The sequence below is a fragment of the Siccirubricoccus soli genome (genome assembly GCF_024178315.1).
GTDB classification, from domain to species: Bacteria; Pseudomonadota; Alphaproteobacteria; order Acetobacterales; family Acetobacteraceae; genus Siccirubricoccus; species Siccirubricoccus soli.
Genome location: NZ_JAMZIK010000057.1, coordinates 1 through 12,806 on the forward strand (window position 1 = coordinate 1; position 12,806 = coordinate 12,806).

The 12,806-nt window shown below is 69.8% G+C and carries 10 protein-coding genes; 7 read left to right on the forward strand and 3 right to left on the reverse strand.

From position 1 onward, the window contains the following. The 3 genes from rpoD to NJ376_RS09400 form a co-directional block, all read right to left on the reverse strand. Positions 1–1,815, reverse strand: a 1,815-nt coding sequence (gene rpoD / locus NJ376_RS09390) for an RNA polymerase sigma factor RpoD (RefSeq protein ID WP_252952986.1), incomplete at its 3' end; no start/stop codon positions are given. Between the two features lie 101 nt (positions 1,816–1,916). After that, the gene (gene dnaG / locus NJ376_RS09395) at positions 1,917–3,713 is read right to left on the reverse strand and encodes a DNA primase (protein WP_252952987.1); all 1,797 of its coding nucleotides are present in this window, start codon (positions 3,711–3,713) and stop codon (positions 1,917–1,919) included. 152 nt (positions 3,714–3,865) lie between these two features. Next, complete coding sequence (locus tag NJ376_RS09400) at positions 3,866–4,330, reverse strand: GatB/YqeY domain-containing protein (RefSeq protein WP_252952988.1); 465 nt, start codon at positions 4,328–4,330, stop codon at positions 3,866–3,868. A 194-nt stretch (positions 4,331–4,524) separates the two neighbouring features. On the opposite strand from NJ376_RS09400, the gene carA reads away from it, so the two are divergent. The 7 genes from carA to NJ376_RS09435 all read left to right on the forward strand — a co-directional run bounded on the left by carA (position 4,525) and on the right by NJ376_RS09435 (position 12,731). Continuing rightward, positions 4,525–5,904 carry a glutamine-hydrolyzing carbamoyl-phosphate synthase small subunit gene (carA, locus tag NJ376_RS09405; protein ID WP_252952989.1) on the forward strand — a complete coding sequence of 460 codons (1,380 nt, stop codon included), beginning with the start codon at positions 4,525–4,527 and terminating at the stop codon, positions 5,902–5,904. A gap of 3 nt (positions 5,905–5,907) precedes the next feature. After that, entirely contained in the window at positions 5,908–6,666 is a 759-nt protein-coding gene (locus tag NJ376_RS09410) for an SDR family NAD(P)-dependent oxidoreductase (RefSeq protein WP_252952990.1), read from the forward strand. A 2-nt stretch (positions 6,667–6,668) separates the two neighbouring features. Further along, on the forward strand, positions 6,669–7,304 hold the full coding sequence (locus NJ376_RS09415; RefSeq protein WP_252952991.1) for a LysE family translocator: 636 nt from the start codon (positions 6,669–6,671) through the stop codon (positions 7,302–7,304). Further along, positions 7,301–7,561: a hypothetical protein gene (locus tag NJ376_RS09420; protein ID WP_252952992.1), complete on the forward strand. Its 261-nt coding sequence runs from the start codon at positions 7,301–7,303 to the stop codon at positions 7,559–7,561. The genes NJ376_RS09415 and NJ376_RS09420 overlap by 4 nt, the downstream gene beginning before the upstream one ends. Before the next feature lie 12 nt (positions 7,562–7,573). After that, complete coding sequence (gene carB / locus NJ376_RS09425; protein ID WP_252952993.1) at positions 7,574–10,819, forward strand: carbamoyl-phosphate synthase large subunit; 3,246 nt, start codon at positions 7,574–7,576, stop codon at positions 10,817–10,819. Between the two features lie 177 nt (positions 10,820–10,996). After that, entirely contained in the window at positions 10,997–11,470 is a 474-nt protein-coding gene (greA, locus tag NJ376_RS09430; protein WP_252952994.1) for a transcription elongation factor GreA, read from the forward strand. 7 nt (positions 11,471–11,477) lie between these two features. Beyond that, positions 11,478–12,731 (forward strand): threonine ammonia-lyase, encoded by a 1,254-nt coding sequence (locus NJ376_RS09435; RefSeq protein WP_252952995.1) that lies wholly within the window; start codon positions 11,478–11,480, stop codon positions 12,729–12,731. Positions 12,732–12,806: the final 75 nt, after the last annotated feature.

Here is a 12,806-nt window from a genome sequence, read left to right on the forward strand (position 1 = left end):
TGTCACGTTGAACTGCTGCCCGACCTCCTCCAGCGTGTGGTCGGTGTTCATGCCGCTGCCGAAGCGCATGCGCAGCACCCGCTCCTCGCGCGGCGTGAGGGAGGAGAGCACCCGCGTCGTCGCCTCCCGCAGGTTGGACTGGATGGCGGCGTCCAGCGGGATGATGGCGGCCTTGTCCTCGATGAAGTCGCCGAGATGGCTGTCCTCCTCGTCGCCGATCGGCGTCTCGAGGGAGATCGGTTCCTTGGCGATCTTCAGCACCTTCTCGAGCGGCATGCCGAGCTTTTCCGCCAGCTCCTCCGGCGTCGGCTCGCGGCCGATCTCGTGCAGCATCTGGCGGGAGGTGCGGACCAGCTTGTTGATCGTCTCGATCATATGGACCGGGATGCGGATGGTCCGCGCCTGGTCCGCGATGGAGCGGGTGATCGCCTGGCGGATCCACCAAGTGGCGTAGGTGCTGAATTTGTAGCCGCGGCGGTACTCGAACTTATCCACCGCCTTCATCAGCCCGATATTCCCCTCCTGGATCAGGTCGAGGAATTGCAGGCCGCGATTGGTGTATTTCTTGGCGATGGAGATGACGAGGCGGAGGTTCGCCTCGATCATCTCCCGCTTCGCCTGGGTCATGTCCCGCTCCCCGCGGGAGACGGTGGCATAGACCCGGCGGAACTCGCCGATCGGCAGGCTGGTCTCGGTGGCGATGGTGGCCATCTGCGCCCGCACCGCCTCCACATCCTCGCGCGAGCGGGCGATAAAGGCCTTCCAGGATTTGTGCGTCAGCTTGGACAGGCGGTCGAACCAGGCGGGGTCCAGCTCATTGCCGCGCCAGTGCTGCAGGAAATCCTCCCGCTTCACCTTGGCGGCTTCCGCCATGCGCAGCACCTGGCCTTCCAGCGCCGTCAGCTTGCGGTTGATCTGCTTGAGCTGCTCGACCAGTTCCTCGATCCGGTTGTTGTGGAGATGCACTTTCTCCACCAGGGCCACCAGCTCGGTCCGCGCCTTCTCGTAGGTCTTCTCCGACCGGCCGGCGAAGTCCTCGCCCGCCGTATAGGCCTCCATGCGCTTCTGCTGCAGCTTCTGCAGCTTGGCATAGGCGGCCTCGATCGCCTCGAAGGCGGCCAGTGCCTCCGGCTTCAGCTTCTCCTCGAGCGCCGAGAGGGAGAGGCCCATGCCCTCGCCTTCCTCGCCCTCCTCGAACTCCTCGTTCGGGTCCGGTGCGGCGGCATCCGGGTTGTCCCCGGCATTGGTCGCCTCCAGATCGATCACGTCGCGCAGCAGCATGCGGCCTTCCTTCACCGCATCATGCCAGGCGATGATCGCCTTGAAGGTCTGCGGGCTCTCGCAGAGCCCGCCGATCATCATGTCCCGCCCCGCCTCGATCCGCTTGGCGATGGCGATCTCGCCCTCGCGGGAGAGCAGCTCGACGCTGCCCATCTCCCGCAGATACATCCGGACGGGGTCGTCGGTGCGGCCGAGATTCTCCTCGTCCACATTGCCGCCGCCCTCCTCGTCCTCCTTCTCCTCCTTGTCCTCGGCGGCGGGCTTGGCGGCGACCTCGCCCTCATCGGCCTCCTCGCCCTCGACGACGGTGATGCCGATCTCGGAGAGGTTCGCGAGCGTGTCCTCGATGAGCTCCGAGGAGACCTGGTCCTGCGGCAGTGCCGCATTCACCTCGTCATAGGTGACGTAGCCGCGCTCCTTGCCCCGGGCGATCAGCTTCTTCACCGAGGCCGTCATGGTGTCGAGCAGCACACCATCGACCGCCTCGTCGCGGCTTTCGACCGTATCCGTGCCGTTCGCGACCTTGCTCGCCATGCCGTACGCTCCGTTCCGGCGCCATGGCCCCACCGGGGCTGGCGCGACTCCCCTACCCTATGTCGGTGCCCGCGCCGCCCCTGGGGGGCAACGGCCGGGCACTACACCCTCAGCCCCTGCTCGGGGTCGCCGCCGCGGAGCGCGGCCAGCGCCTCGGTCAACCGGATCAGCCGCGCCTGCGCGGTGGCATCGTTGGTTTCCGCGAGCAAAAGCTGGGCCGCATCACGATCCGCGACCAATTCCGCCTCGCCCCGCAGCAAACCGAAGAAGTGCCACCACCCGTCCAGCGCCTCCGCCGGTTGTGCCTCCTGCAGGGAGGCGGCCGAGAGTCCCTGGGGCCGCAACGCCCAGGCCATGGCCGCACCAAGCCCATATTGATCGAGTTGGTCCATTAACGCGGCGGAGTCAAGCAGGGGCGCCTCCGCCAGGAAGCGCAGCATGCCGGCCCGCAAAGCCGTGCAATCGCCCTCCGGCAGGTCCAGCGCGGCGAAGGGCTCCTCCACCTCCGGCAGCAGGGCGGGGTGGCGCAGCAGGATGGCCAGCAGGTTGCGCGCGCGCTCCAGCCGGATGGCCTCGGGGTCGACCGGCGACCGGCGCGGCGGCGCCGCGCCGGGGCGGGCGGGACCGCCGCGGCGGCTGCCGGCGAAGAGCCGGTCCAGCAGGGCGCGGCGATACTCGGCGGCCAGCGCCTTGTCCGGGATGGCGCGCGCCGCGGCTTCCAGCCGGTGCCGCAGCGCAGCCCGCTGCTCCGGCGTCTCCAGGCGCCTGCCCTCGGCCAGCAGGTCGTAGAGCGCGACGGAGAGCGGCCGCGCCGCCTCCAGCACCGCCGCGAAGGCGCGGCTGCCGCCCTTCAGGATCAGCGTGTCCGGGTCCTCGCCGCCGGCCAGCATCGCCAGCTTCAGGCTGCGCTCCGGTGCCAGCAGGGGCAACGCCAGCTCCGCCGCCCGCGCCGCGGCCCGGGCGCCGGCGGCATCGCCGTCGAAGCTCAGCACCGGCTCGGGCGAGATCTGCCACAGCGCCTCGAGCTGCTCGGCGGTCAGCGCCGTGCCGAGCGGCGCGACGGCCCCGGTGAAGCCCGCCTGGTGCAGCGCGATCACGTCCATATAGCCCTCGACCACCAGCAGCACGGCGCCGCGGAACACCCCTTCCCGCGCCTGGTCCAGGCCGTAAAGGCTGCGGCGCTTCTGGAACAGCGCGGTCTCCGGACCATTGACGTATTTCGGCTGGCCGTCGCCCAGGATGCGGCCGCCGAAGGAGATGGTGCGGCCGCGGCGGTCGCGGATCGGGAACATCACCCGGCCGAAGAACATGTCCGAAAGCCCGGCCTCCGGCCGGTCCGGGTCGCGCGGCTTCATCAGCCCGGCCTCGACGAGCTGGGCGGGCTCGATGCCCTCCGCCCGCAGCTCGGCCGCCAGCGCCCCCCGCCCCTCCCCGGACCAGCCGAGGCCGAAGCGCTCGATCGTCTCCTCGGTCAGGCCGCGGCGGCGCAGATAGTCCAGGGCGGCGCGGCCCTCGGGTTGGCGGAGACGGCGGCGATAGGCGGCCTCGGCGGCGGCCAGCACGGCATGGAGGTCCCGCGTCCGGCGCTCCCGCGCTGCCGCCTCGGGCGTCGGCTTCGGCACCTCCAGCCCGGCCTCGCGGGCCAGGCGCTCCACCGCTTCCGGGAAGCTCGCCCCCTCCCCGCGCATGAGGAAGGTGATGGCATCGCCATGCGCGCCACAGCCGAAGCAGTGGAAATGGTCGTCATAGACATAGAAGGAGGGCGTCTTCTCGTTGTGGAAGGGGCAGCAACCCTTCCATTGCCGGCCATTCCGGGCCAGCCGCGTCTTGCGGCCGATGAGCTGGGCCAGCGGGGTGCGGGCACGAAGCTCTTCAAGAAAGGCAGGGGGGAGAGCCATGGCGTGGGGTCAGCATAGCGCCGGCGGGCGTGATTCCGAGGGGGACTTTGTCCCCCTCGGGCTCCCCCTACCGAAGGCCGAAGGGCCTTTGGAGACCATGAATCTGGGAGCCGGCGGGCGAAACTGCCGGCTCAAGGGGCCAGGGCGTTCTGTCAGCTGCCCAGCGCCGCCTTCACCAGCGGCCCGGCCTTGGCCATGTCCAGCGCCGCGGCGTGCTTCGCCTTCAGCGCCGCCATCACCTTGCCCATCTCCTTCACGCTGGTGGCGCCGGTCTCCGCCACCGCCGCGGCCACCGCCGCGCGCATCGCCGCCTCGTCCATCTGCTGCGGCAGGAAGCTCTCGATGACGGCGATCTCCGCCTCCTCCTTCTCCGCCAGCTCCGGTCGGTTGCCCTGGCGGTAGAGCTCGACGCTCTCGCGGCGGGACTTCGCCATGCCGCGCAGCATGGCAAGGATCTGCTCATCCGGGACCTTGTCCACGCCGGAAGGGCGGGCGGCGATGTCCACATCCTTCAACTTCGCCGTGATCATGCGAAGGGTGGAGGTGCGGGCGGTATCCTTGGCCAGCATCGCTTCCTTCAGGGCTGCCGTGAAACGGCTGCGCAGATCCTCGGCCATGGCGGTCTCCTCTGAGCGCGACGGATGGCGGCCAACCGGGCCGGGGCATCCGGATCACGCATCCAAATCACCGGCGGGAGGTAGCATGCGGCGCCTGGGAGGCAAGGCAGGCGGGACATGGCCCGGGCGGGAAAATAGTTCCCAGCCACTCCGTCAGCCTTGAGATGGGAAATGTCTTCCCACATAATGGCGCCATGCGCACCGTCGAAGACATCATCGCCCAGCTCGGCGGCCCGGAAGCCGCGGCGCGGCATTGCGGCATCGGCACCGAAGCGGTGCGCAAATGGCGCCAGACCAAGGCCATTCCGGCCCGGCACTGGCCGGCCATCCTGGCCGCCACCGGCCTTGCCCTGGGCGACCTGCCCGGCGCCCCCGAACCCCGCGCGGAGACTCCGATGAAAGATGACCTCCCCCCCGAGGGCGCGACAGCCTGCCTGGTCCTGGGGGATGGCAGCGTCTTCTGGGGCCGCGGCTTTGGCGCCCATAGCCCCTCCGGCGGCCCCATGCCCGCCGAGATCTGCTTCAATACCGGCATGACCGGCTATCAGGAGACGCTGACCGACCCCTCCTATGCCGGGCAGATCATCACCTTCACCTTCCCGCATATCGGCAATGTCGGCGCCAACCCCGAGGATATCGAGGCGGTGACGCCCGCCGCCCGCGGGCTGGTGGTGAAGCAGGAGGTGACGGAGCCGGCCAATTACCGGGCGACGCGGCACCTGGAGGATTGGCTGAAATCCCATGGCGTGCCGGGCATCGCCGGGGTGGACACGCGGGCGCTGACCGCCCGCATCCGGGATGGCGGGCCGCCCAACGGCCTCATCGCCTACCCGGCCGACGGCCAGTTCGACCTCGCCGCCCTGCGCGCCGCCGCCGCCGCCTGGCCGGGGCTGCAGGGCATGGACCTCGCCAAGGAGGTCTCCTGCCGCCAGGCCTATCACTGGGACGAGACGGTCTGGGCCTGGCCGGAGGGCTTCGGTCGCCAGGCGGCGCCGAAACACAAGGTCGTCGCCGTGGATTACGGCGCCAAGCGCAACATCCTGCGCTGCTTGGCCTCGGCCGGCCTCGACGTAACCGTGGTGCCGGCGACCGCGACGGCGGAGGAGATCCTGCGACACAAGCCCGATGGCGTCTTCCTCTCCAACGGCCCCGGCGACCCGGCGGCGACCGGCGAATACGCCGTGCCCGCCATCCGCGCGGTGCTGGAGAAGAAGGTGCCGGTCTTCGGCATCTGCCTCGGCCACCAGCTCCTCGGCCTCGCCCTCGGCGGGAAGACCTACAAGCTGGAGCGCGGGCACCGCGGCGCCAACCAGCCGGTGAAGGACCTGACCACCGGCAAGGTGGAGATCACCAGCCAGAACCATGGCTTCGCGGTGGACGAGAAGAGCCTGCCGGGCAACGTCAAGGTGACCCATATCTCGCTCTTCGACGGCTCGAATGAAGGGCTGATGGCAACCGACCTGCCGGCCTTCTCCGTGCAGTATCATCCGGAAGCCAGCCCGGGGCCGACGGACAGCCACTACCTGTTCCACCGCTTCGTGGCGCTGATCGAGAAGCACAAGACGGGAGGATAACGGATGTTCGAGCTGAAGGGCCGGGTCGGCCTCGTCACCGGCGGCAATGGCGGCATCGGCCTCGGCTTCGCCCGCGGCCTGGCCCGCGCCGGCGCCGCGGTGATGGTGGCGGGGCGCAACGCCGCGAAGAACGAGGCGGCGGTGGCGGAGCTGCGGGCCCTGGGCGCCACGGCCGAGGCCGTGGTGGTGGACGTGACCGACGAGGCCAGCATCAACGCCATGGTCGCGGCGACGGTCGCGCGCTTCGGCCGGCTCGACATCCTGGTGAACAATGCCGGCATCAACATCCGCAACCGGCCGGAGGTCTACGAGCTGGCCGATTGGCACCAGGTGATCGCCACCAACCTGACCAGCACCATGCTGGCCAGCAAGGCGGCGCATCCGCATCTGAAGGCGGGCGGCCATGGCCGTGTCATCAACAACGGCTCCATGCTCTCCATCTTCGGCCTGCCGCTGCACGCCGCCTACGGCGCCAGCAAGGGCGGGGTGGTGCAGCTCACCAAGAGCCTCGCTGTCGCCTGGGCGCCGGATGGCATCACGGTGAACTGCATCCTGCCCGGCTGGATCGACACCGACCTGACGCGCAAGGCGCGGGCCGACATGCCGAAGCTGAACGACAACGTCCTCTCCCGCACGCCCAGCCTGCGCTGGGGCACTCCGGCGGATTTCGAGGGCGTGGCAGCCTTCCTCGGCTCGGATGCCAGCGCCTTCATCACCGGCGTCGCGATCCCGGTGGATGGCGGGTTCTCGGTGAACGGCTAGCCTTGCCCTCGCTCCACACCCTCCTCGTTTTCGCGGCGCTGTCGCTCGGCCTGGCGCTCACACCCGGGCCGAACATGCTCTACCTCGTCTCGCGCTCCCTCGCGCAGGGCACGGCGGCGGGGATGGTCTCGCTGCTCGGCTGCCAGGCCGGGTCGCTCGCCATCATGCTGACGGCCGCCGCCGGCATCACCGCGGCGCTGCTGGCCATACCCTATGCCTGGGACGTGCTGCGCCTCGGCGGCGCCGCCTATCTCGCCTGGCTGGCCTGGCAGAGCCTGCGGCCGGGCGGCCAGCCCCTCTTCGCCCCGCGGCCCATGCCGAGGGACCCGGGCTGGCGGCTGTTCGGCGTCGGCGCCGCCACCGCGGCGCTGAACCCGAAGGTCGCGCTGTTCTACATGGCGGTGCTGCCGCCCTTCATCGACCCGGCGCAGGGCCATGTCTTCCTGCAGGGCGCCGTGCTCGGCGCGGTGCAGATCGCGGTCTGCACCTTGTTCGATGCGGTGCTGGTCTGGGGCGCGGCGGCCACCGCCCGCTTCCTCGGCACCCGCCCGATGTGGATGGCGGCGCAGCGCTGGGTGCTGGGCGCCGCGCTCGGCCTGCTGGCGGTGAAGCTGGCGACGCAGCGCGGCGCAACATGACCCTCGCCCTGCTCGCCCTGCTGGCGCTGTCCTGGACCGGCCTCTCGCTCGCCCTGCTGGCCATGCTGTTCCGCCGCATGATGCCGCCGCGCCAGGCGGCCTGGCGGGCCTTCGGCATCGGCCTCGTGGTGAACGGCCTCAGCGCCTGGTACGCCGCGCCGGGCGAGCCCTTCGCCGCCCTCGCCCTCATCCTGCTCTGCCACCTGCTGCTGCTGCCGCCCCTGCTGCTGGCGGCACGGCGCGAACCCCTTGCCTGAACCGGACCCGCCATGCCGAAGCGCACCGACATCTCCTCCATCCTCATCATCGGCGCCGGCCCGATCGTCATCGGCCAAGCCTGCGAGTTCGACTATTCCGGCGCCCAGGCCTGCAAGGCGCTGCGGGCGGAGGGCTACCGCGTCATCCTGGTGAACTCCAACCCGGCGACGATCATGACCGATCCCGGGCTGGCGGATGCCACCTATATCGAGCCCATCACCGTGGAGATGGTCGAGAAGATCATCGCCAAGGAGCGTCCGGATGCGCTGCTGCCCACCATGGGCGGCCAGACCGCGCTGAACACCGCGCTGAAGCTGGCGGAAGCCGGGGTGCTGGCGAAGTATGGCTGCGAGTTGATCGGCGCCAAGGCCGAGGTGATCGACAAGGCCGAGGACCGGCAGAAATTCCGCGATGCCATGGCGAAGATCGGCATCGAGAGCCCGCGCAGCGCCATCGCCCACACCATGGAGGAAGCCCGCGCGGCGCTGGAGGAGGTGAAGCTGCCCTGCGTCATCCGCCCTTCCTTCACCCTGGGCGGCACCGGCGGCGGCATCGCCTACAACCGCGAGGAATTCGAGCAGATCGTCGCCGCCGGCCTCGACGCCTCCATGACCAGCGAGGTGCTGGTGGAGGAGAGCGTCCTCGGCTGGAAGGAGTATGAGATGGAGGTGGTCCGCGACAGCGCGGACAATTGCATCATCATCTGCTCCATCGAGAATCTGGACGCCATGGGCGTGCATACCGGGGACAGCGTGACCATCGCCCCGGCGCTGACGCTGACGGACCGCGAATATCAGCGCATGCGCGATGCCAGCATCGCATGCCTGCGGGAGATCGGCGTCGATACCGGCGGCTCCAACGTCCAGTTCGGCATCAACCCGGCGGATGGCCGCATGGTCATCATCGAGATGAACCCGCGCGTCTCGCGCAGCTCGGCGCTGGCCTCCAAGGCCACCGGCTTCCCCATCGCCAAGGTCGCGGCGAAGCTCGCCGTGGGCTACACGCTGGACGAGCTGGCGAACGACATCACCCGCGTCACCCCGGCCTCCTTCGAGCCGACCATCGACTATGTGGTGGTGAAGATCCCGCGCTTCACCTTCGAGAAATTCCCCGGCACGCCGGCGACGCTGACCACCAGCATGAAGTCGGTCGGCGAGGCGATGGCGATCGGCCGCAGCTTCGCCGAGGCGCTGCAGAAGGGGCTGCGCAGCCTGGAGACCGGCTTCTCCGGCCTCGACGAGGTGGCCGCGCCCGGCGATGGCAGCTTCGGCGCCTATCACGCCGCGCTGGCGACGCCGCGGCCGGACCGCATCCTGATGGCGGCGCAGGCGATGCGTGCCGGCATGCCGCTCGAGGAGATCGCCGAGGCGAGCAAATTCGACTCCTGGTTCCTGCGCGAGGTGGAGAAGATCGTGCGGGCGGAGGCCGAGATCCGCGCCCATGGCCTGCCGAAGAGCGCGACCGCGCTGCGCCGGGTGAAGGCGCTCGGCTTCTCCGACAAGCGCCTCGCGCAACTCACCGGCCAGACGGAGGCGGCGGTGGCGCAGGCGCGGCACGCCCTCGGCGTCACCCCGGTCTACAAGCGCATCGACACCTGCGCGGCCGAGTTCACTTCCGAAACGCCCTATATGTATTCCACCTATGAGGGCGGCTACGGCACGCCGGTCTGCGAGAGCCGGCCGACCGACAAGCGGAAGGTGGTGATCCTCGGCGGCGGGCCGAACCGCATCGGCCAGGGCATTGAGTTCGACTATTGCTGCGTCCATGCCTGCTACGCGCTGCGCGAGGCGGGCTTCGAGACCATCATGGTGAACTGCAACCCGGAGACGGTCAGCACCGACTACGACACCTCCGACCGCCTGTATTTCGAGCCGCTGACGGCGGAGGACGTTATCTCCCTCATCCGCAAGGAGCAGGAGAGCGGCGAGCTGCTCGGCTGCATCGTGCAGTATGGCGGGCAGACGCCGCTCAAGCTCTCCCAGGCGCTGCACAAGGCGGGCATCCCGATCCTCGGCACCAGCGCGGAGGCGATCGACATCGCCGAGGACCGCGAGCGCTTCCAGCACCTGCTGAAGGGCCTCGGCCTGAAGCAGCCGCAGAACGGCACGGCGCGCACGCTGGAAGAAGCGGTGACCGAGGCCGAGCGCATCGGCTACCCGGTCGTCGTCCGCCCCTCCTACGTCCTTGGCGGCCGCGCCATGGAGATCGCCTATAACCGCGAGCAGCTCCTGCGTTTCGGGCAGGAGGCGGTGAAGGTCTCGGGCGAGAACCCGATCCTCATCGACCAGTACCTGCAGGACGCGATCGAGGTGGATGTGGACTGCATCGCGGACAGCGCGGGCGAGGTCTATGTCGCCGGCGTCATGGAGCATATCGAGGAAGCCGGCATCCACTCCGGCGACAGCGCCTGCTCCCTGCCTCCCTATTCCCTGCCGCCCGCCATCGTCACCGAGCTGAAGGCCGAGACGGAGGCGATGGCCAAGGCGCTGAAGGTGCAGGGGCTGATGAACGTCCAGTACGCGGTGAAGGACGGGGAGATCTACGTGCTGGAGGTCAATCCCCGCGCCTCCCGCACCGTGCCCTTCGTCGCCAAGGCCACCGGCGTGCCGGTGGCGAAGATCGGCGCGCGGGTCATGGCCGGCACGTCGCTCCGGGAATTCGCGCTGGATGACGAGGCGATCAACCGCCATGTCGCGGTGAAGGAAGCGGTCTTCCCCTTCAACCGCTTCCCCAATGTCGATGTCATCCTCGGCCCGGAAATGAAATCCACCGGCGAGGTGATGGGGCTGGATGCCAGCTTCGAGCGCGCCTTTGCCAAATCCCAGCTCGGCGCCGGGGTGAAGCTGCCGGTCGCCGGCACCGCCTTCATCTCGGTGAAGGACGGGGACAAGGCGGCGGCGGTGGTGCTGGCCAGGCGTCTGACCGATATGGGCTTCGCCGTCATGGCTACGCGCGGCACCGCGGCGCGGATCCGGGACGCCGGCCTCGCCTGCCAAGTGGTGAACAAGGTGCTGGAAGGCCGGCCGCATTGCGTCGATGCGATCAAGTCGGGCGAGATCCAGCTCGTCATCAACACCACCGGCGGTGGGCAGAGCGTGGCGGACAGCTTCGACATCCGCCGCTCCGCCCTGACCCATGGGGTGCCGCACTACACGACGGCAGCGGGAGCGCGGGCGGCGGTGCATGCCATTGCCGCGCTGAAGGCCGGAACCCTTGATGTAGCCCCCCTTCAGTCCTACTTTAGTCACTCTTTCTGAGCGCGACGGGTGCGGCAGGTCCGCGGCCCCGCTTGGTCATGCCCTGGCATGGGCAGCCGGCGGGGAGGACCCAGGTATCCGGCGCCGGAGTTCCCCCTTGCCGCAGAAATTCGCTTGGCCGGCTCAGCCGGGCCTCTGCGATAGTCAGGCAGGGTTTGTGCGAAGGAAGGGCTTGCCGTGCAGAAATTCCCCATGACCGCGGAAGGTCTGGCGAAGCTGGAGGAGGAGCTGAAGGTCCTGAAGTCCGAGGAGCGGCCGGCGGTCATCCGCGCGATCGCCGAGGCGCGGGCCCATGGCGATCTTTCGGAAAACGCCGAGTACCATGCGGCGCGGGAGAAGCAGTCCTTCATCGAGGGCCGGATCGCCGAGCTTGAAACCATCATCCCGGCCGCGGAGGTCATCGACGTCTCCAAGCTGTCCGGCGACCAAGTGAAGTTCGGCGCCCGCGTCACCGTCGTCGATGAGGAGACGGAGGAGGAGAAGACCTACCGCATCGTCGGCCAGCATGAGGCCGACATGAAGGTGAACTCCATCTCCATCTCCTCGCCCCTGGCCAAGGCGCTGATCGGCAAGAAGGTCGGCGACAGCGTGGAAGTGCCCGCCCCCGGCGGCGCCCGCGCCTACGAGATCACCAACGTCGCCTTCCGCTGAGGCGACCATGCCCCTGCGGAACCTGACGGGCGCCACCGCGGCGCCGATCCCCGCGCTCGTGCCGCTCGGCCTGGAGGAAATCCGGGCCGCGGCGGCGCGCATCCAGGGCAGCGTCATCCGCACGCCTACTCTCTACTCGGATGCGGTGAGCCGCGCGACCGGCGCCAAGGTCTGGCTGAAGCTCGACAATCTCCAGGCCACCGGCGCCTTCAAGGAGCGCGGCGCCGCCAACCGCATCGCCCTGCTCTCGGCGCGGGAGCGGGCGGCGGGCGTCATTGCCATGTCCGCCGGCAACCATGCCCAGGCGGTGGCGCGGCATGCCGCGCTGGCCGGGATCCGCGCCACCATCGTCATGCCGAGATTCACCCCGGCGACCAAGGTGGTGCGCACCGAGGGCTGGGGCGCCCATGTGGTGCTGCATGGCGAGAGCCTGGCCGAAGCCGCCGCCCATGCGCATGACCTGGCGCTGCGCGAGGGGCTGACCTTCATCCATCCCTATGACGATCCCGGCGTCATCGCCGGCCAGGGCACGCTGGCGCTGGAGATGCTGGAGGATGCGCCGGAGATCTCCGTGCTGGCCGTGCCGGTGGGCGGCGGCGGGCTGCTGACCGGCTGCGCCGCCGCGGCGCTGGAGCTGCACCCGGGCATGACGGTGTTCGGGGTGGAGGTGGAGGCCTATGGCGCCATGGCGCAGCGCCTGGGCGGCCAGCCGGTGGCGGTCGGCGGGCCGACCGTCGCCGAGGGCATCGCCGTGCGCGATGTGGGCGAGCTGCCCTTCGCCTGGCTGAAGCGCCAGGGGGTCGAGGTGCTGGTGGTGCCGGAGCGCGCGGTGGAGGAAGCCATCGCCCTGCTGGCCGAGGGTGCCAAGGTGGTGGCGGAAGGCGCCGGCGCTGCCGCCCTGGCCGCGGTGCTGACTTATCCGGAACGCTTCGCCGGCCGCGCCGTCGGCCTGCCGGTGACCGGCGGCAATATCGATGCCCGCGCGCTCTCCAACGTACTGCTGCGGCAATTGCTGCGGGATGGCCGCATCCTGCGGCTGCATTTCGACATTCCGGACCGCCCCGGCATGCTGGCGGATATCTCCGCCCGCATCTCGGCGCTGGGTGGCAATGTCATCGAGGTCCAGCACCAGCAGCTCTTCGGCGCGCCGACGGTGCAGAGCACCGAGCTGCACCTGATGGTGGAAGTGCGCGACGCCGCCCAAGGCCAAGCCATCATCGCGGCCCTGGAGGCGGGGAATTACGTGGTGCGGCGCGGCTGACCAGGCCGCGGCTCACCGGCCCGGAGGCGGGCCTCCTGGCCGGGATAGCTGGGCGGGTAGCCCCCTCGGCCGGCC

Bases quoted from the DNA above. Each gene is read 5' to 3' on its own strand.
- NJ376_RS09435 (WP_252952995.1), top strand. From the start codon at position 11,478: ATGCCCCTGCGGAACCTGACGGGCGCCACCGCGGCGCCGATCCCCGCG.
- NJ376_RS09420 (WP_252952992.1), top strand. From the start codon at position 7,301: ATGACCCTCGCCCTGCTCGCCCTGCTGGCGCTGTCCTGGACCGGCCTC.
- NJ376_RS09400 (WP_252952988.1), bottom strand. From the start codon at position 4,330: ATGGCCGAGGATCTGCGCAGCCGTTTCACGGCAGCCCTGAAGGAAGCG.
- dnaG (WP_252952987.1), bottom strand. From the start codon at position 3,713: ATGGCTCTCCCCCCTGCCTTTCTTGAAGAGCTTCGTGCCCGCACCCCG.
- carB (WP_252952993.1), top strand. From the start codon at position 7,574: ATGCCGAAGCGCACCGACATCTCCTCCATCCTCATCATCGGCGCCGGC.
- NJ376_RS09410 (WP_252952990.1), top strand. From the start codon at position 5,908: ATGTTCGAGCTGAAGGGCCGGGTCGGCCTCGTCACCGGCGGCAATGGC.
- carA (WP_252952989.1), top strand. From the start codon at position 4,525: ATGCGCACCGTCGAAGACATCATCGCCCAGCTCGGCGGCCCGGAAGCC.